Annotated in this window: 14 protein-coding genes; 6 read left to right on the top strand and 8 right to left on the bottom strand. The window is 35.9% G+C overall.

Going from position 1 to position 19,440, the window contains the following annotated elements; all coding sequences use genetic code 11:
• Positions 1-61 precede the first annotated feature (61 nt).
• Entirely contained in the window at positions 62-1,921 is a 1,860-nt protein-coding gene (gene mnmG, locus B3C94_RS04235; protein WP_293899506.1) for a tRNA uridine-5-carboxymethylaminomethyl(34) synthesis enzyme MnmG, read from the top strand.
• A 168-nt stretch (positions 1,922-2,089) separates the two neighbouring features.
• Positions 2,090-3,679, top strand: a complete 1,590-nt coding sequence (locus tag B3C94_RS04230; RefSeq protein WP_293899503.1) for an Ig-like domain-containing protein — start codon at positions 2,090-2,092, stop codon at positions 3,677-3,679.
• A gap of 49 nt (positions 3,680-3,728) precedes the next feature.
• Here B3C94_RS04230 and B3C94_RS04225 read toward each other — a convergent pair whose 3' ends face one another.
• Together B3C94_RS04225 and nadB are read right to left on the bottom strand one after the other, a co-directional pair.
• A complete protein-coding gene (locus B3C94_RS04225; protein WP_293899500.1) occupies positions 3,729-4,235 on the bottom strand; it encodes a gamma carbonic anhydrase family protein in 507 nt (168 codons plus the stop codon).
• A gap of 5 nt (positions 4,236-4,240) precedes the next feature.
• On the bottom strand, positions 4,241-5,833 hold the full coding sequence (gene nadB / locus B3C94_RS04220; protein WP_293899497.1) for an L-aspartate oxidase: 1,593 nt from the start codon (positions 5,831-5,833) through the stop codon (positions 4,241-4,243).
• Positions 5,834-8,903: 3,070 nt separating this feature from the next.
• Here nadB and nadA point away from each other — a divergent pair.
• Entirely contained in the window at positions 8,904-9,899 is a 996-nt protein-coding gene (gene nadA, locus B3C94_RS04215) for a quinolinate synthase NadA (RefSeq protein WP_293899494.1), read from the top strand.
• Between the two features lie 224 nt (positions 9,900-10,123).
• Positions 10,124-11,176 (top strand): thiamine-phosphate kinase, encoded by a 1,053-nt coding sequence (thiL, locus tag B3C94_RS04210; protein WP_293899491.1) that lies wholly within the window; start codon positions 10,124-10,126, stop codon positions 11,174-11,176.
• Between the two features lie 28 nt (positions 11,177-11,204).
• On the opposite strand, the gene B3C94_RS04205 is transcribed toward thiL, so the two are convergent.
• Positions 11,205-11,993, bottom strand: a complete 789-nt coding sequence (locus B3C94_RS04205) for a segregation and condensation protein A (RefSeq protein ID WP_293899488.1) — start codon at positions 11,991-11,993, stop codon at positions 11,205-11,207.
• A 159-nt stretch (positions 11,994-12,152) separates the two neighbouring features.
• On the opposite strand from B3C94_RS04205, the gene dxs reads away from it, so the two are divergent.
• Together dxs and dnaA are read left to right on the top strand one after the other, a co-directional pair.
• Positions 12,153-14,081 (top strand): 1-deoxy-D-xylulose-5-phosphate synthase, encoded by a 1,929-nt coding sequence (gene dxs / locus B3C94_RS04200; protein WP_293899485.1) that lies wholly within the window; start codon positions 12,153-12,155, stop codon positions 14,079-14,081.
• 550 nt (positions 14,082-14,631) lie between these two features.
• Complete coding sequence (gene dnaA / locus B3C94_RS04195) at positions 14,632-16,056, top strand: chromosomal replication initiator protein DnaA (protein ID WP_046672557.1); 1,425 nt, start codon at positions 14,632-14,634, stop codon at positions 16,054-16,056.
• A 152-nt stretch (positions 16,057-16,208) separates the two neighbouring features.
• Here dnaA and B3C94_RS04190 read toward each other — a convergent pair whose 3' ends face one another.
• The 5 genes from B3C94_RS04190 to B3C94_RS04170 form a co-directional block, all read right to left on the bottom strand.
• A complete protein-coding gene (locus tag B3C94_RS04190; protein WP_293899482.1) occupies positions 16,209-16,610 on the bottom strand; it encodes a hypothetical protein in 402 nt (133 codons plus the stop codon).
• A 63-nt stretch (positions 16,611-16,673) separates the two neighbouring features.
• Positions 16,674-17,057: a hypothetical protein gene (locus B3C94_RS04185; protein WP_293899479.1), complete on the bottom strand. Its 384-nt coding sequence runs from the start codon at positions 17,055-17,057 to the stop codon at positions 16,674-16,676.
• A 338-nt stretch (positions 17,058-17,395) separates the two neighbouring features.
• On the bottom strand, positions 17,396-17,764 hold the full coding sequence (locus tag B3C94_RS04180; protein ID WP_293899476.1) for a hypothetical protein: 369 nt from the start codon (positions 17,762-17,764) through the stop codon (positions 17,396-17,398).
• Positions 17,765-17,921: 157 nt separating this feature from the next.
• The gene (gene lpxK, locus B3C94_RS04175) at positions 17,922-18,971 is read right to left on the bottom strand and encodes a tetraacyldisaccharide 4'-kinase (RefSeq protein WP_293899473.1); all 1,050 of its coding nucleotides are present in this window, start codon (positions 18,969-18,971) and stop codon (positions 17,922-17,924) included.
• Positions 18,968-19,438, bottom strand: coding sequence for a gliding motility lipoprotein GldH (locus B3C94_RS04170; protein WP_293899470.1), 471 nt, complete (start codon positions 19,436-19,438; stop codon positions 18,968-18,970). The genes lpxK and B3C94_RS04170 overlap by 4 nt, the downstream gene beginning before the upstream one ends.
• Positions 19,439-19,440: the final 2 nt, after the last annotated feature.

The following is a 19,440-nucleotide window of genomic DNA, read 5'->3' as shown; positions in this document are numbered from 1 at the left end:
GAAAACTTAAATTTGTAAATAACAAAAAACACCACGTTTCACGTGGAACAAGAATAGAAAAATGTTTAAAAAATATAATGTAATAGTAGTTGGTGCGGGTCATGCTGGCTGTGAAGCCGCAGCCGCAGCCGCCAACTTGGGATCTTCAACTTTACTCATCACAATGAACATGGGGGTAATAGCTCAAATGAGCTGCAATCCTGCTATAGGTGGAGTTGCCAAAGGCCAAATTGTACGGGAGATTGATGCAATGGGAGGATATACCGGTATAATTGCAGATAAATCAACTATCCAGTTTCGCATGCTTAATTTATCTAAAGGACCAGCCATGTGGAGCCCGCGTACGCAAAATGATCGTATGCGGTTCGCAGAAGAATGGAGGTTACAATTAGAGTCTCTGCCCAATTTAGATATGTGGCAAGATACCGTCAAGGAAGTAATTGTAAAGAACGGTAGAGCTTGTGGTGTTATCACGTCTATGGGAATTGAAATAGAATCTGATGCAGTCGTATTAACCAATGGAACATTTCTAAATGGTGTGATCCATATCGGTGACAAGAAATTTGGTGGTGGTAGAACAGGAGAGAAGGCAGCCACAGGTTTGACAGAACAGCTTGTGTCACTCGGATTCGAATCTGGAAGAATGAAGACCGGAACTCCACCACGTATTGATGGAAGAAGCCTCAACTATGCGCTGATGGAAGAACAATGGGGTGACGAAAAAAGAGGTAGATTTTCTTATACAGATGTCGATATTCCTACAGAACAACGTTGTTGTTGGATTACATATACCAACGATAAAGTGCACGAAATGCTACGGACAGGTTTCGAAAAATCACCTATGTTCACCGGACGAATCAAAGGACTAGGACCACGGTATTGTCCTTCGATAGAAGATAAAATTAATCGCTTTGCTGAACGTGACCGACACCAGATATTTGTCGAACCTGAAGGTTTTAAAACAGTAGAGATTTATGTAAACGGATTTTCGACCTCACTACCAGAAGACGTTCAACTAAAAGCATTACAACTAATCCCAGGTTTTGAAAATGCCAAAATGTACCGGCCAGGCTACGCCATAGAATACGATTACTTTCCGCCAATGCAATTAGATCTTACACTCGAAACGCAATTGGTAAAACACCTATTCTTTGCAGGCCAGATCAATGGAACCACAGGATATGAAGAAGCAGCTGCACAAGGTTTCTTAGCCGGTATCAATGCGCATCAACGTATCAATGACGAAAAGGAACTAATCTTAAAAAGATCCGAATCTTATATCGGCGTATTAGTAGATGACCTCGTAACAAAGGGAACAGAAGAACCTTACCGAATGTTTACATCAAGAGCAGAACATCGTTTGTTATTACGCCAGGACAATGCAGATATTCGCCTTACCCCATTAGCTTATAAATTGGGACTGGTAGGAGAGGAAAGGCTAAAGAAAGTAGAGAACAAAATAGATAACTCTAATAATATTATCGAGTATCTGAAACAAAACTCCACTAATCTCGAAAAGATGAATACCGTGCTGGCCGAAGTAGGCTCAAGTGCACTTGCTCAAAAAACCAGATTAAGCAATGTACTGGCAAGACCACAAGTCAGTATTCAAGACATTATAAAAGGAGATGAGGGCTTCGCACAATTTGCCTCACAATTCGATAACGATACCATAGAACAAGCAGAGATCAATCTCAAATATGAAAGCTACTTCGAAAAAGAAATAGAGATTGTGAACCGAATGAAAAAGATGGAAGATAGAGAAATAAATCCCGATTTCGATTACAGTTTGTTAACTTCACTGTCAATCGAAGCAAGGCAAAAATTAGCGAAGGTCAAACCTCGCACACTGGGTCAGGCTTCGCGAATTTCGGGTGTTTCACCTTCTGATATCAGTGTATTGATGGTTCACATGAGTTAAATAATTGATTTTCAGATTATTAAACAATTAACAAATACAAGCTTAAAATAAGCGATTTAAGACAATATTCTATTTTTTATGACAACTTCTTCAAAAGAAAATAAAAGTAGTTCAGAAAGGCTAAAAAGTGGCTTAAAGCCAAGATTACTGATTTTAAGCTTGTTTATTATGCTTATTGGCTTATCAATACAGTGTGCGAGTATACAGCAACCAACCGGAGGGCCAAAAGATTCTATTCCACCTAAAATTTTACTGGAAAGTCCTACGAATTTTTCGAAGAACTTTACAGCAAATAAAATAGTCATTACTTTTGACGAATACATAAAACTCGCCAATCAACAAAAAGAATTTAGTGTCACACCAGATATGGGGAGCAATCCCGAATTCAAAGTCAAGAAAAAAAATCTTGAGATTACCTTACCGGATTCCTTGGAAAAGAATACAACATACAGCATATACTTTGGTAAGGGCCTTGTGGATTATAATGCGGGAAATGCATTGGTCAACTATGCATATGTATTTGCAACAGGAGACAAAATAGACTCGCTCAGCATATCTGGCAATGTAAAAAGTGCGATTACCAAAGAGGTCCAAAAAGATGTTAAAGTCTTGTTGATCCCCATTAGTCAAGATTCCATTTTTGGTAAAAAGAAAGCCAATATATTTACGACAACAGATACAGCCGGCAATTATAAACTAAATAATCTAAGAGAGGGAACATACCGTATTTACGCGCTTCAGGAAAAAAACAATGATAGAATTTACAATGGTGCCGACGAAGAAATAGGTTTCTTAAAAGATTCTATAGTGCTAGAGCGAGATTTGAGTAATATTAATCTGGAAATATTCAAGGGTACCCCAAAGAAGTTTAGAACGCAAGAAAAGAAATTTGAAAAAAATGGGAGTGTACTCCTTATTTTTAATAGAAGAGTGGATAAACCTAATCTTAATATACTTCATGATGAAGTAAACAATAAAGATAAAATCGTACGTTTTTCAAAAACTTCAGATTCGGCGACCCTGTTTATCCCTAATTTGAAAATAGATTCTTTAAAGCTGGTCTTAACGGAGAATGAAAAGCCACTGGATACCATTCTTGTTAGAAAAGGAAATGTAAAAATAGAACAAACCATAGAACCTATTTTTACTCCAAATAACGGAAGGGTAGATCGCATCACTCACCTTCAAGTATCCGCTTTCACACCAATAAAGAATATAGACAAGACAAAATTAAAGTTCAAAGAAGACTCTTTGGTGCGCACCAATTATCAACTTGCGGTAGATACAGCCAATTCCAACATGTATCATATTCGATATAATTGGAGAAAGGACAAAAAGTACCAAATTGAATTCGCAGAAGGTGCTATTACTGGCTATTTTGGAGAACAAAACAAAGAGAAAAAACTGGATCTTACCTATGACGATAGCGAGAACTATGGCGATCTTACTTTTGATTTCACAGATCTGGATAGCAATACAACTTACTTGGTAGAATTGATCAATGAGAAAAAGGACAAAATCTATCGTTTAGACAAAATCAACATAGATAACCCGACGGTTGTATATAAACAATATCCAGGAGGTAAATACAGTTTGCGTGTAATCCGGGACGATAATGGCAATGGTATTTGGGATACCGGAGATGTAGAAAAAAAGACCTTTCCAGAGCCTGTTATATACTTAAACAAAGTATTCACCATACGAGCAAACTGGGAGCAAAAAGATAGCTTTTCATTAAGTGGCCTCAAAAAAGAATAATTGAGGTCACCAAATAAAAAGCTATTTTAAACTTGCTAATTCGTTTAAGCTAAAACCAAGAACTGTACAAAACATAATTATGCGGTAACTGCTGTAACAGTTCTTTCTGTTCCTCAGTTAGCGCTTTTATTTTTTTTGCTGGTACACCGGCATATAGGAATCCCGACTCACAGCGCGTATTCTCCAAAACTACCGCGCCAGCTGCTATAATCACATTAGATTCGATAATAGCATTATCCATAACAATTGCGCCCATACCAATAAGCACGTGATCTTCAACAATGCAGCCATGAACCATAGCCTGGTGTCCCACGTTTACATAATCACCTATTGAAGTACCGCATTTTTTATAAGTACAATGTATAACAGCGCCATCTTGAATATTCGTATAGTTACCTATCCGAATATAATTGACATCACCACGAATAACAGCGTTAAACCAGACCGAACAATGGTGCCCAATCTCAACGTCGCCTACAATCGTTGAATTAGGCGCTAAAAAGCACTCTTCAGCAATTAGCGGAGACTTATCCAAAACGGGTAAAATAAGTGCCATATCCCTTAAAAAATTGTATCCTGTAATACATTCGAATGCTTCGGATAGTCAGTTGTATAATGCAATCCTCGACTTTCCTTCCGCAACATAGCCGATTTAGTCACAATATAAGCGACTTGAATCACATTGCGCAATTCACAAAGTTTGACAGAAAGTCTCGTATTTCTGTAGAACTCTTCGGTCTCCTCATATAATAGATGTAGTCTCTTAAGCGCTCTTTCGAGCCTAAAATCAGAACGGACAATACCAACATAATCGCTCATAATCTTCTGACATTCCCGCAGGTTATGGCTTACCAAAATATCCTCATTAGAAAGTGAGGTCTTAGAATCATCCCATTCGGGAACGTCACATATATGACTGATTGATTTAACCAATTTAGTAGCATCTAAGAATATCCGATGGGCATAGACAAGTGCTTCAAGAAGCGAGTTAGAAGCCAGCCTATTTGCGCCATGCAAGCCAGTAGAAGAACACTCTCCACAGGCATAAAGATTAAGAATACTGCTTCGTCCAAAATCATCCACATAAATCCCACCGCAAAGATAATGCGCTGCAGGTGTCACTGGTATAAAGTCTTTCGACATGTCAAGTCCAATAGAAAGACATTTCTCATAAATATTAGGAAAATGTCTGAGAATATCATCCTTATCCCTATGCGTGATATCGAGATAAACATAATCAATACCAGATTTTTTCATCTCAGCATCAATAGCTCTAGCCACTATATCTCTAGGAGCTAACGAAGCACGTTCATCATATTCCTCCATAAAAGACTCTCCATTGACTCTTCTTAAAACTCCACCAAATCCTCGTACAGCTTCGGATACCAAAAATGCCGGAGAGTCCTTAGGATTATATAGCGAAGTTGGATGAAATTGCATGAACTCCATATTACGTACCTTCCCTTTGGCTCTGTAGACCATTGCAATACCATCTCCAGTAGCAATCGTCGGATTAGTTGTGCTTGAATACACATGCCCAGCCCCACCAGACGCCATTACCGTAACCTTGCTCAAAATTTTATCGACCAGATGGGAAGATGTATTGAAAGCATAAATACCATAACAAGTAATATCCGTTTTGTTCTTGTCTACATATTCCCCTAGGTGATGCTGCGTAATTAAATCTATGGCAAAGTAATGTGTAACAATTTCGATATTTGGATCAATATGTGCCTGCTCCAATAATGCCCGTTCAATTTCGTAGCCAGTAATATCCTTGTAATGTAGGATGCGATGTGCCGAATGTCCCCCCTCTTTTGCCAGGTCGTAGAGTCCGGATTCTTCCTTATCAAATGACGTCCCATATGAAATAAGCTCGGCAATACGATCGGGAGCCTCCCGCACTACGTTTTCCACAATTTCAACATCGCATAATCCATCCCCAGCTATCTGAGTATCAATAATATGCTTCTCAAAGCTATCAGACTTATCCACAACAGCAGCTACTCCCCCCTGCGCATATTTTGTATTAGACTCATCCTCATTGGACTTAGTGACTATCAACACTTTACCGAATTTAGACGCTTTTAACGCAAAGCTTAATCCAGCTATACCTGATCCAATGACCAAAAAATCGACCTTTCTATCTGCCATATATTTTAAATTCACAAACTATCCCCAAAAGTGACAATTCAAATTAACGAAAAATGTGGAAAACGTGTAAATAAAAGGTTAAATAAAAATGAAAAGTATTTAACAATTCACAAGTCCCCTATTTTCCACTCAAATTTTTTAAACTTTTCCGCATAAAATTCATGAGATTTCCACAATTTTTAGACACAAACTATTCAACAAAAAAATATGGAAAATAAAAACCCGAGAAAATTAGAATTTTAAAAATCAGTCATTTAATATCAAAATACTGTTGAAAAATTGTTGAAAACTCTATAAAAACCTAAAATCAAAATAGAACTAACTCAATTTATACCACTTTTCCACACTATAATAAACAATAAGAGATCTTCTATTTAAAATAATTAGTATTTATTGAAAAAAAAGATTGTGGAATACGTTCGAAAATCTTTGTTTAGTTTTGTCAAGTTCAATTAGACGCGTTCACATTTCGATATTCGGGAACTGTAGGCTCCCCTATCGAAATATTCGATTCTAATTGAGTTTATTTTATTTTTTAATAATTCTATTGGCTTTTAAAGTGCTTTAGAATGCAATATTTATTTTATTTTTTTTGAAATATGGTTATAACGTGATTTAAGAGGCTTATTTTTCAGATATTTTATTTTTTTTTCATTTAGACGCTTTTATATTTCAATATTCTGAGCTTTTGACGTTCTATGTGGATTTATGCGATCCTAAAGAGAACAAACTGACGAAAGGATGTTTGTAAATCTAATTTAGGCGCTGTGAGGTTTGAATATTCTTTATTTTCAATAGAATAATGACTTTTATGGAATTCTAATAGCCTTGATTTGCTTTTAATTTTTACATGAAGGTACCTGATGTAATTCTCTTGCGAGATTTGGATTTTAGAATGCTTTAGGTTTATTTATTTTCATTTTTTTGAAAAAAAAATTTTATAGCTCTTTCTTGGCCACTAAAATTTGAATGGTACATTTTGATCAATGTGATATAATATCTGGATTTATGCCAAATTTATAGTTTATGGATTTTCAAATTCCAATTTTTTAAATTTATGTGATTTTAGTTGCAAAATTTCACTTCTTTTTAGACTGTGTAATTTGTATGTGAAACTCCAGGCTTCAAATTTTGAAATAAACAAATTGAGAATTGAATATTCTCGTAAAAAATGTTTTTAATACTGTTTATTACATTCTAGAAGGCTTAATGTGAATTGCTATTTCGAGAGTGGATTCAATAACAAAGCAGATTGAAATTTTAAATAAAAATAATTTGTTCAAATAATTTATTGTAGAACGAACTATCTTACTATATTTGTTGCCCAACATTGATTTTCTTCTCGGATTTTATGAAATTAGATTTCTGAGATTTAAATATTTTGGATAAAGAGTTGGATGTTCTTTTATAAACAATTCTAAACGGGTTTATTTCCAAAATAAACGCTTTATAGATGGAATAGATTTGTTTTATGTAATATTTATATCGCTTATTTAATTCTAAGTGATTAGCGGTGAATTTTAGATGGTTTCTATGCCTTCTACAATCTAATATTTGATTATAAGCATAAAGTGCAAGTATTTACCTGAATATTAGGAATTTGAATTATTATCTCTCTATTAATACCTTTATAATTTTAATATTTAATTTATTTTTATAATTTTTTGCGTTCGTATTTGGCGTTTTTATATCGTATAATTTATATTTATTTCAATTAAATTGAAATATCAATATACTTCCGTTAGTAATTCAGATTTAAAAAGTAGAATAACTTTGCTCAATCGAGTTCTGATCGCTATAGCTCACTTTAGGTGTATTTTTATCAAACCTCTTTACAATTCAGTATATACCTATTCGAGGGATTATTTAGCTAATATTCAATCCTCAGTGGCTCTGTTGTAGATAGAAAATCCAGAATATATCTTTTCATACTTTTCAAAAAAAATTAACCTTTTCAAATTCGCTTATAATTGACTTAGTTTTATTTGTTAATATATATCGGATTCTAATTGTATTCATTTAAAAAGATAGATTTAAGAGATTTCGATTTTATCTGGCTAAAGTTCATTTATGCCTATTTGCTTCCCATATTCGTTAAAAAGCGATTTAATTTTCAAAATATGTTATTCTAGAGCGCTTCACAATGAAAATTTTCATCTTTTAGCTGTACTTTTTAAGCTTATATATATATGAGCAAATGTAACCGATATGTTAAATCATATCTTATACTTGTTTTTAAAAGAACTGATAAACTATACCGACTGGTAAGCAGATTGCTATAAATGCGGGGAACAGCGCTAAAAATTATTTCAGGAGATTCTCAAGGCCTTTATATTCCATTCTTCGGCGGTGTCATCCTATCAATCGAGTTTGACCTTTTTAAATTCGTCTATAATCGATCAATTAAACCCGCTGAGAATTCAATATAAATTTGTTGGTCAATGCGGAGTTCATTAATTTGTTTTATAAGGGCTTTGAATCGCTTCATCACGTAAAATGTTAATAAATAAAGCTTCCTATTGTGCGATATTTTTCATTGTTTTGTAATATGCCTAAGAACGCTCTATAGGCTACCAAAGTTGGATATTGGCGAAACTGATTTTCTAACATAGAAATAGTTTGCGATAAACTCTTTGAGCTTTTGCTGTATCACATGTGTTTCGATTGGATGTTATATATTCGATTCTACAAGGGTTTATATTGAAATGATTTCTTCTTATTGTTTTTAAATGATAATAATTTAACTATTATTCTTTATTAGAAGGTTTATGTATTTTAAATCGTTATTTCGTTTTCTCTTTTGTAAGCTAATGGAATTTATGAATGATAATTGTTACTAGGTCAAATTCTCGGCGGTGCCCTGTGTTAAGATCGATACTGATACCAACCATTCTTATCCCTTGGAGATAATTGATGTATGAGCTATCAACTACTAAGGTGTGATAATTCGACAATATAGACTGTAGTTGTTAAGTGTAAATTGGTATCATTTGATTAATTTGCTTTTAATTGACTTTTATATATGGAACAATGCTTATTTTTGTCATTCATAAAAGTTGAAAGTACCCGCATGGAAATTGTAAATTATGAGCTTCAGGCCAAAGGTTATATCGATGCTCCGATCGATCCCTCATTGGATTTGGTTAAAGAAATCCAACGATTAAAGAAAGAAAAGAATGCTGTAATTTTAGCTCATTATTATCAAGAGTCTGAAATTCAGGATATAGCAGATTATATAGGAGATAGCCTAGGACTATCACAAGAGGCTGCCAAAACAGATGCGGATTTAATTGTCTTTGCTGGAGTGCATTTCATGGCTGAAACAGCCAAAATACTTTCACCAACGAAAAAGGTTATTTTACCTGATGCAAAAGCTGGCTGTTCGTTGTCAGATTCCTGTCCACCGCATCTTTTCGCTAAGTTTAAGGAACAATATCCCGATCATCTGGTCATCACTTATGTGAACTGTACTGCTGAATTAAAAGCACTTTCGGATATTGTATGTACATCAAGCAATGCTGTTCAAATTGTGGAGAGTTTGCCTAAAGATCAGAAAATCATCTTCGGTCCTGACCGTAATCTAGGTGCATACGTTAAAAAGAAAACTGGTCGGGATCTAGTCCTTTGGAATGGTGCCTGTATGGTGCATGAGATTTTTTCTCAGGATAAAATTGATCGTTTGAGAAGCGAATACCCCGAAGCGAAATTTATTGCCCACCCCGAATGTGAAGACCATATATTAGCAAATGCAGATTATGTGGGATCTACAGCTGGAATGCTTAAATTTACGCAGAATGATGCGGCTCAGTCCTATATTGTCGCTACAGAATCAGGTATTCTCCATCAGATGCAGAAAGCGAGCCCTCATAAGACCTTTATACCAGCACCTCCTAACAATGCCTGTGCATGTAATGATTGTCCCCACATGAAGCTGAATACGCTTGAGAAGCTCTACAATTGTCTTAAATATGAATCGCCTGAAATTCTTCTTCCTGAAGATGTTATTTTTCGTGCCCAGCGTCCTATTGAACGTATGTTGGAAATATCGGCGAGCTTAGGATTGTAGAAATTTGGGATAATTTTTGATATTAGCGAGAGAAAGAAAGATTGATTTTCGGTACCCAAAGTGGACTTTTATTTCTTTTTTGATAAAATAGGAAAAAGAGTTACGAATAAAGGTGCCAAAATCTATTGGATTTATTGCGATCGCTGTTTTGTAATGACCACAAAATCAATCTTTAAAGGATGATTGTTTGGCATTATCTATAATGAACTTTTAAACTTTTAAACATGTTTGATTTTGACAATACCGAGCGGACCAATTTAGAGGAAATGGGAGAGTTCGGACTGATTGATTATATAAGCAAAGCTGTAGAATTAACAGAGAAGTCCACTATTAAAGGGATAGGTGACGACGCAGCTGTTTTGGATTTTGAGGGTAAGAAAACTTTGATATCTACCGATTTACTGCTGGAAGGAATTCATTTTGATCTGAGATATGTACCCCTGAAACACTTAGGCTACAAAGCCGTTCAGGTCAATTTGAGCGATATCTATGCGATGAATGGAATAGCTTCCCAAATCACCTTTTCAATTGGTCTATCATCTAAGTTTCCCTTGGAAGCAGTCGAGGAAATTTACCAGGGAGCACTGATTGCCTGTAAGAAGTATAACGTTGATTTAATTGGTGGCGATACCTCAGCTTCAGCCCAGGGTCTCGTTATTTCTGTGACGAGCATAGGTTACGCTGATTCAGACAGAATTGTTTATCGCAACGGAGCACAAGAGGGCGATCTACTGTGTGTTTCAGGCGATCTGGGCGCGGCTTATATGGGCTTACAGCTCTTAGAACGTGAGAAAGATATCTATTTGGAAAATCCGAATGTACAACCTGATCTGGAAGGGAAGGATTATATTGTTGAACGTCAATTGAAGCCAGAAGCCCGTAAGGATATTGTTGAGCTATTTGCCAAGCTATCGATAAAGCCTACAGCGATGATGGATATTTCAGACGGTCTAGCATCAGAAATCTTGCATATCTGTCGTCAATCAGATAAAGGATGCCGTTTATATGAGGAAAAAATACCATTAGATCAGATGACTTATGACACTGGACGGGAATTTGGGATTGATCCAACAGTAGCAGCACTAAATGGGGGCGAAGATTACGAGCTTTTATTTACCATAGCACAGGCTGATCATGATAAAATTAAGAATTTACCTGATATTAGTATTATTGGCTACATGACACCAGCTTCCGAAGGCTGTGAAATGATTTCGAAATCAGGAAATCTCTATCCAATATCAGCTCAAGGCTGGAATGCTTTTAAGAAGAAAGATTAAAAAAAGACCCGTCTTAGACGGGTCTTTTTTATGCTTCTTCATTTTCTAAGATAAATTCTTCCTTTTCATTTGGATCTCTTTCACCAACATTGAAATTATTATAGCCCAAACCTACTTCAATCTGTAATAGCCGCTGCTGAAGCATTTCAAGAATAGCTAGAAAATTATAGACGAATTGAATTTTATTTTCGGAATTTTTAAGAATTTCCTGAAAATCCAATGTCTTGTTAATTTCAATCAGTTCAGCGATTGCTTTCTTTTGCTGTTCAATCGTATAAGGGTATTTTATTACTGTATGGGTTACCTCAGGGGGGCGATTACGGAATTGATGCATCATTTGCTCGTAGATCATCATCAGACCATAGAGGTCGAAGTTATCTAGATTTTCTCCGCTGGAATCTAGTTTAAGGCGTTGCTGGATATCGTAACGTATATTGCCTCTGCTGTACTGTTGAAGACGATCCTCTTCCATCCTCCTCAAATCCTCGCAGGTCTCTTTAAATTGCTTATAGAGGATAAGTTTTTGAACAAGGTCCTCCCTAAGATCAATTTCATTTTCATTTTCGTCTAGATCGGGACGTGGTAATAGCATTTTGGCTTTGATACGCATCAGTGTCGAGGCAACAAAGATAAACTCACTTGCCATTTCCATATTGAGCGCTTGCATCTGGCTTACATACGACAAAAAATCATCTGTAATCTTTGAAATCGGAATATCGTGGATATTTAGTTCATCCCGCTCGATAAAAAATAATAATAAATCAAAAGGTCCCTCGAATTGAGGAAGCTTGATTTCGTAGCCTTCTTCTACTTGCATATCTTATACAAATTTACATATAAAATCTTTTGGAAGGGCTCCGGTGCAAACTATTCATTATTTTATTTGTTGTACCTCAATATGTAAATACGATTTATTTTAAAGATTAGATAAAATTGTCGTTACTTTGTACCAACATATCATGTAAATAGCATTACTATGCAGTTTGAGACTGGAGAACTATTAAGTAAAATAAACGATCCCTCTGATCTTAAAAAGCTAAAGGAAGACCAATTAGAACAGGTAAGCCAGGAGTTACGTCAATTTATTATTGATCAGGTTTCGGTTAACGGTGGTCACTTTGCAGCAAGTTTGGGAGTCGTTGAGTTAACGGTGGCGTTACATTACGTAATGAACACCCCATATGATCAGTTGATTTGGGATGTTGGCCATCAGGCTTATGGACATAAAATCCTAACAGGGCGTCGCGATATATTTCATACAAATCGAATAGAGAACGGAATTTCGGGCTTTCCCAACCGTTTTGAATCTAAATATGATGCATTTGGCGTTGGGCACTCTTCAACATCTATTTCTGCAGCGCTAGGTATGGCCGTTGCATCCCAAATAAAAGGGGAAAAAGACCGTCAACATATTGCGGTCATTGGAGATGGTGCTTTGACCGGTGGAATGGCATTTGAAGCGTTAAATCATGCAGGTATTTCCAAATCAAATCTTTTGGTAATCTTGAATGATAACTGTATGTCCATCGATCCTAATGTTGGAGCATTGAAGGAGTATTTGACAAGTATAACGACATCAAAACGATATAATCGTTTTAGGGATGATATAGCTGCTGTGTTGACCAAGATTTCTGAAATTGGTCCAAACGCACTTGGTATTGCCAAGAAACTTGAAAAAAGTATAAAGGGCACTTTATTAAAAAATGCTAATCTTTTTGAGTCCTTAAATTTTAGATATTTTGGACCAGTAGATGGACATGATGTCAAGAAGTTAGCAAAGACACTTGAGGATCTTAAGCACATCCCTGGACCAAAATTATTGCATGTTGTCACAATAAAAGGAAAAGGCTTTGCGCTAGCTGAAAAAGATCAAACGAAATGGCATGCCCCAGGTTTATTCGATAAAATTACAGGAGAGATCAAAAAATCTTCGAATGATAAACCTGTGGCACCTAAATTTCAAGATGTATTTGGGCACACCTTAGTCGAGCTTGCAGAAGAGAACAGTAAGATCGTGGGAATAACTCCAGCAATGCCATCTGGATCTTCCATGAATATTATGATGAAGGCAATGCCTGAACGTGCTTTTGATGTTGGTATTGCTGAACAGCATGCTGTTACTTTCAGTGCAGGACTCGCAACTCAGGGACTATTGCCATTTTGTAATATTTATTCATCTTTTATGCAGCGAGCTTATGATCAAGTGATCCATGACGTTGCATTACAGAACCTGAATGTCGTTTTCTGTTTGGATCGAGCGGGAGTGGTTGGCGCAGATGGCGCTACACACCACGGTGCTTATGACATTGCGTTTATGCGATGTGTTCCAAACATGACTGTTTCGGCTCCGATGAACGAGGAAGAGTTACGAAATTTAATGTATACGGCTCAATTACCTAACAAGGGGCCTTTTGTGATTAGATATCCGAGAGGAAATGGTGTTATGCCAGACTGGCGTCGCCCATTTACGGAAATTGAAATTGGCAAAGGGCGTCTCATTACCGAAGGAGAAGAACTTGCTATTTTAAGTTTCGGCGCTATAGGAAACGAAGCTGTAAAAGCCGTACAGCAATTGAATGAATTGGGTATCCATCCCGCGCACTATGATCTTAGATTTGCTAAGCCTTTGGATGAGGTTTTGCTCCATCAGGTATTTAAGAAGTTTGCAAAAGTTATTACTGTAGAAGACGGAAGTTTGCAAGGGGGTATCGGATCGGCAGTATTGGAATTTATGGCTGATCACGGTTACCGCAGTCAAGTTGTCCGTTTGGGTATTCCCGATAAGATCATTGAGCATGCAGAACAAAATGCGCAGTGGAAGAATGCGCATTATGATGCTAATTCTATCGTAATGGAAGCTAAAAAACTTTGCGATGGAAAGCTGACCAGTACAATGGTTGGATAAAAATCAATATTGAGATATTATTAAAAGGAGGTCTGTGTAGATCTCCTTTTTTGGTTTTTGACTACAAACTTTAGGAGAGCACTCAAGTAATCTGCTATGTTACAATTCACTTTTTCCGAAGAGCCAATTTATAACGATCTTGATTTTTCGGTTGTGTATAAATCCGGTAAATTATCATTTGACAGCGATGTTAAGTTGGTTTTAAATTCTTATAAATTTAATATTAAAAATATATGAACCAAAGGTTGTAATTCGCTATAATTTTGGTTAATTTAGGTCTAGACCTTAAAGACTGAAACGTAGTGAGTTTGCTACTTTTTTTGTTCTTTTTTTTGAAATAAATTTGGAATGTTAATAATTATTTTTAGAGATCAATTTTAGCGCTAGTTTTCCACAATTTTACACAATAAAGAACTGGTATATAGTGTATTATCAATTATTTTATATTTTAGTTTTTTAGCTGATTTTTTTTTGTCATCTTCGTTCTCAGAGAAAGTTATCAACATATTTTTTGTCGCGTATTGTAAATCAACTTATTAACAATTTTAGAATGGAAAAAACGTATTCAAGTGTCTGGAATAATTGTCTTTCGATTATCAAAGATAATATACCAGCACAAAGTTTCAAGACCTGGTTTGAACCTGTGAAAGCAGTCCGTTTGGAGGGTGACGTTTTGACTATTCAAGTGCCTAGTTTATTTTTTTACGAGTGGCTGGAAGAACACTATGTAGGAATTCTTCGTAAGACCGTAAAGAAATTTTTAGGAGAACAAGGTAGATTGGAATACAATATTGTAGTAGAGAAGTCTTCCGCTTCTCATCCTTATACGACTAATCTTCCATCGAATGGCAATGGAGCAGAAGGAAAGAGACAATCTATCCCGGTACCGGTATCTTTAAATAGAGATATCAAAAATCCATTTGTTATTCCTGGATTGAAAAAATTGCAGGTTGATCCGCAATTGAATCAAAACTACACCTTTGAAAATTTCATTGAAGGTGAATGTAACCGTCTTGCTCGTTCAGCAGGTTATGCTGTAGCGAATAAACCAGGTGGTACGTCATTTAACCCTTTGATGATCTATGGAGATGTTGGTTTGGGAAAGACTCACCTTGCTCAAGCTATCGGAAATGAGATCAAAAGAAATCTTCCCGATAAATTGGTCATTTATGTGTCTTGTGAGAAATTCTGTCAACAGTTTGTGGACTCATTGAAAAACAACACAATCAATGATTTCGTTAACTTTTATCAAGCAATGGATGTTATTATCATGGATGATGTACATAACTTTGCTGGTAAAGAAAAAACGCAGGATATTTTCTTCCATATTTTTAATCATTTGCATCAATCTGGAAAGCAAATTATCTTGACTTCGGACAAAGCACCTAAGGATTTAGCTGGTTTGGAGGAACGTTTGCTTAGTCGTTTTAAATGGGGATTATCTGCAGATATTCAGATTCCTGACCTTGAGACGAGAATGGCAATCTTGAAGAAGAAGATGTATTCTGATGGTATTGATTTACCAGAAAATGTAGTGGAATATGTCGCTACGCAAATCGACAACAGTGTCCGTGAATTGGAAGGTGCCATGGTTTCATTATTGGCGCAATCTACATTGAACAAAAAGGAGATCGATTTGGGTTTGGCGAAATCCATGTTGAAGAATTTTGTGAAGAATACACACAAGGAAATTTCAATGGACTTTATTCAGAAATTAGTTTGTGAATATTTTGAAGTTCCTGTGGATATGGTAAAGTCGAAAGTTAGGAAGCGCGAAATCGTGCAGGCCAGGCAAATTTCGATGTATTTAGCTAAAGCTCATACCAAGTCTTCACTGAAATCCATCGGCGCATTCTTCGGAGGAAGAGACCACTCGACTGTCATTTATGCATGTCAAACCGTAGAGGATTTAATTGAAACAGACAAGAAATTTAAGACTTATGTAAGCGATATTATGAAAAAATTGAAATCTTAATGTCAATTACCGCAAGTAGAAAACAAAAGGGTTATCCAATTAACAAGGATAACCCTTTTTTAATGGATTTAAGGCGATTTAATGCATTAAAAAACCTCTGACTATATGTTTATATAATCAGAGGTTTTTCATCCCTGTAGAATGATTGATTGTTATTGATTGCTCTGTCCGTTGCCGGATCCTTTATTTTCTGTTGTTTCTTGAGTTACGGGAATGTTTACCGGAGGTCTTTCTGTTACATATTTCTGGTAAGATACCTTTTGCTCATCTGTCAGTAATTGAAGTATTTTGTTGTCCGATGCACCTTGAATTTTCCCAATACTCTCCTTCTTCGCATCAGCAGTCGCTGTGCTATCCTGAATGATGGCTGCTATGGCCTTTTCTTGATCCAATACAATTGTTGATACCGCCGTTTTTTGTTCATCGTTTAATGTGAGCTTGGTGACTAATTCAGTCACTACTTTTGTCGCATTTTCTTCTGGTGTTGTTTGCTGTGCAAATGTTAGGCTCATTGCTAGGAAGAAACCTATACCTGCTAAAAATAACTTTTTCATGATGTTTAATTTTAGATGAAATTATTCAATTTGTATGCTGAAGCTTCTTTATTTTACTACCCATTAATGATTAGATCCGGTTTGTACAGGCTCGGCCGCTGCAGGTACAGATTTGGCAGGCCGTTCGGCTATCATTTTTTGATAAAGTGATTTTTGATCTTCGGTCAGTAATTGATTGACTTTTGTATCCACTTCGTTTTGAAGTTTATTCAATGACTCACTTTTTGCCTGAGCAGAGGATGCACTATCTTTTACTATAGTATGTTCTGCTTTGGCTTGATCCAATAAAATAGTCGATACCGCCGTTTTTTGTTCATCGTTCAGATTCAGTTTCTGTACAAGTTCAGTAGTTGCTTTTGCAGCAGTTTCTTCCGGAGTGACTTGCTGTGCGAATGTAAGGCTAAACGCCAAACAAAGTCCTACTCCTGTTAAAATTAGCTTTTTCATATCTATTGTATTTAAAAAGTTACAATTAAACTGTCTTGTTATAAAAACTTAGAAAGTATTATTAATATTGTATCAAGTATGTTACTTTAACAGATTTTTAACATTAATTGCGTTTAAATGATTGAAAAACAACAGATTGTTTTATTTTTTAATATCGGTAGGGGATTTCTATTTCGATATTTAGGGTACGGTTAATGATTAGATGTGCTGTTATGATCGGAGTACATTAAAATCTAATCCAATAGAAATGATGCTTGGGAGTTAAGCTGCAAAATCAAGGTAAATATGAAAAAAGTCCTTGTTTTATTTGCAAGGACCTCTTTGAAGCGTCTTAGTGTTTAATTATCAGAACGTTTGGACATTCTTTCTTTCATTTTTTCTTGCTGTTCATCAAATAATTTAGCTTGTTCTGGAGTAAGCCATGATTTGATTTTGCTTGTCTGTACCTCCTGAAGTTGCTTAAATTTTTCCATGTTTGCTTTACGATCTCCACCGTCGCCTCTAAGAGCATCACGCTGCTGTGCCTGACTTAAGGTAAGATTATAGATGGAATCTTTTTGCACTTGATTGAGACTTAATAATTTGTCCAGACGATCTACACGCATTTTAGCTTGTTCCTCAGGGCTGCGTTGCTGACGTTGTTGAGCAAAAACTCCTGTAGCACTTAACATTAGGCAAGCTGCTGCCATTAAAATTTTCTTTTTCATCTTTATATAGTTTATATCATGAGTGCCAACCATGATAATTGTACACTCAATTTCATTATCCACTTATTATGGACCAAAAAGCTTTTCAGCTCTTTCTTTATCTATTGAATATAAATTTGATGAAAAAGTTTAGTATTGTATTTGATCTTAACAAAATTTAAGGTTGATTAACACTTTGAGAAACTGCGCCATGCAACATTTTTATGAATAGTCCTTTTTGTGTAGGATCATGAAATTGGATTCCTATAGGAAGGTAAACCAAGTCCATCGTTTCAAATAGCTTTTTAAAAGGTTTTAACCGCTGAAAGTCTTTTTCGGTAGTCAATAGTATTTTATTGGTACTTGCTAGGTTCATGTACGCTGTTGTGATCTTATCTAAATCTGATTGGCTAAATGCATGATGATCTCCAAAAGAAATGTGCTTGATTAAATTTGCCTTCTTCTTGATATAATTTACAAGCGGTTGCGGTTTGGCAATACCAGTAACTAGAATAATATCTTTGCCGCTAATATCGATTGTGGTTCCGTCGCTATCGATCGGTTCAAAGTAATCAATATAACTAAATGTAATTAAAGCTTCTTTGTTATATCGCCTGATTCTGTGTTCTATGGACTTTCTATCTTCAGCTGAAAGATGAATAGGACATTTGGTGATCGTTATAATTTGCGCTCGGTTAGCTTCCATAAGGAGATCCCTAAAGTTCCCCGCTGGAAACACCAGCATGGGCTGGAAAAACGATGAAAAATCAAACAGTAAAATATTGAAAAGAGGTGATAATTTTCGGTGTTGATAGGCATCATCCAAAATAATAAGCTGATGATCGGGCCGAAGTTTTTCTATTCCGGTACAACGATCCTCGCAAACCGCAACGGTGAGATATGGAAATTTATTTTTGAACTGTAAGGGTTCATCCCCAACATCACTGGCTGATGAATCAGTTTTTACGAGATGGAATCCTTTGCTTGTTCGCCCATACCCGCGGCTGAGGATAGCAGTTTTATAGTAGTCTTTAAGGCTAGACACAACAAATTCTGTCATTGGACTTTTTCCTGTACCCCCAACAGAAAGATTGCCGATAACAATCGTCGGAATATCAAATGTCTTTGATTTAAGCAATTTAAGATCATATAATCGATTTCTTATCCAAACAGCAAAGCCATAGATAATTGAAAAAGGAAGTAACAGATATCGTAGTAAAGCTATCATTTTGGAACAACTGTTAACCCAACATCGGTGATTTCTTTCAACGGATTCTCTTTCATATGCTGTTCAATGGAAATTGTATACATTCCTGTATCTGGAAATTGGTAATCTTTATGGATGATGGATTGATTGTTGTAGAGACTACCTGAGGATTTTCCAATCCATTTTCCATCGGGGCGGGCCATTTTTATTTCTTTACGATAAGTATATTGTTTTTTATCTGGGCCGCGTTGATAGATGAGAACAAAAAGGTTTGAAAAGGTATATTCGGGGGTGTGGCGAATATCCATTAATACATCATATCGTTTAGTTTTATCGCTGATATGAAATTGAAAACGAGCTGGTGATGTATTCAACCAAGCTTTATTGTCAATGGGTTTATTATCATTAATGATTGAAGTTTGGTCACAGGAACCCCATATGCCAATACATAACATACCAACAAGGAGCGTTGAGTTTTTGAGTTTCATGT

This window comes from Sphingobacterium sp. UBA5670, from assembly GCF_002420705.1.
Lineage (GTDB): Bacteria > Bacteroidota > Bacteroidia > Sphingobacteriales > Sphingobacteriaceae > Sphingobacterium.
Note: the sequence above shows the minus strand (reverse complement) of the source record. Positions and strands in the feature narration are given on the sequence as shown.

Bases quoted from the DNA above. Each gene is read 5' to 3' on its own strand.
- dnaA (WP_046672557.1), top strand. From the start codon at position 14,632: ATGGAAAAAACGTATTCAAGTGTCTGGAATAATTGTCTTTCGATTATC.
- B3C94_RS04230 (WP_293899503.1), top strand. From the start codon at position 2,090: ATGCTTATTGGCTTATCAATACAGTGTGCGAGTATACAGCAACCAACC.
- lpxK (WP_293899473.1), bottom strand. From the start codon at position 18,971: ATGATAGCTTTACTACGATATCTGTTACTTCCTTTTTCAATTATCTAT.
- B3C94_RS04205 (WP_293899488.1), bottom strand. From the start codon at position 11,993: ATGCAAGTAGAAGAAGGCTACGAAATCAAGCTTCCTCAATTCGAGGGA.
- B3C94_RS04185 (WP_293899479.1), bottom strand. From the start codon at position 17,057: ATGAAAAAGCTAATTTTAACAGGAGTAGGACTTTGTTTGGCGTTTAGC.
- thiL (WP_293899491.1), top strand. From the start codon at position 10,124: ATGTTTGATTTTGACAATACCGAGCGGACCAATTTAGAGGAAATGGGA.
- B3C94_RS04170 (WP_293899470.1), bottom strand. From the start codon at position 19,438: ATGAAACTCAAAAACTCAACGCTCCTTGTTGGTATGTTATGTATTGGC.
- B3C94_RS04180 (WP_293899476.1), bottom strand. From the start codon at position 17,764: ATGAAAAAGAAAATTTTAATGGCAGCAGCTTGCCTAATGTTAAGTGCT.
- nadB (WP_293899497.1), bottom strand. From the start codon at position 5,833: ATGGCAGATAGAAAGGTCGATTTTTTGGTCATTGGATCAGGTATAGCT.
- B3C94_RS04190 (WP_293899482.1), bottom strand. From the start codon at position 16,610: ATGAAAAAGTTATTTTTAGCAGGTATAGGTTTCTTCCTAGCAATGAGC.
- mnmG (WP_293899506.1), top strand. From the start codon at position 62: ATGTTTAAAAAATATAATGTAATAGTAGTTGGTGCGGGTCATGCTGGC.
- dxs (WP_293899485.1), top strand. From the start codon at position 12,153: ATGCAGTTTGAGACTGGAGAACTATTAAGTAAAATAAACGATCCCTCT.
- B3C94_RS04225 (WP_293899500.1), bottom strand. From the start codon at position 4,235: ATGGCACTTATTTTACCCGTTTTGGATAAGTCTCCGCTAATTGCTGAA.
- nadA (WP_293899494.1), top strand. From the start codon at position 8,904: ATGGAAATTGTAAATTATGAGCTTCAGGCCAAAGGTTATATCGATGCT.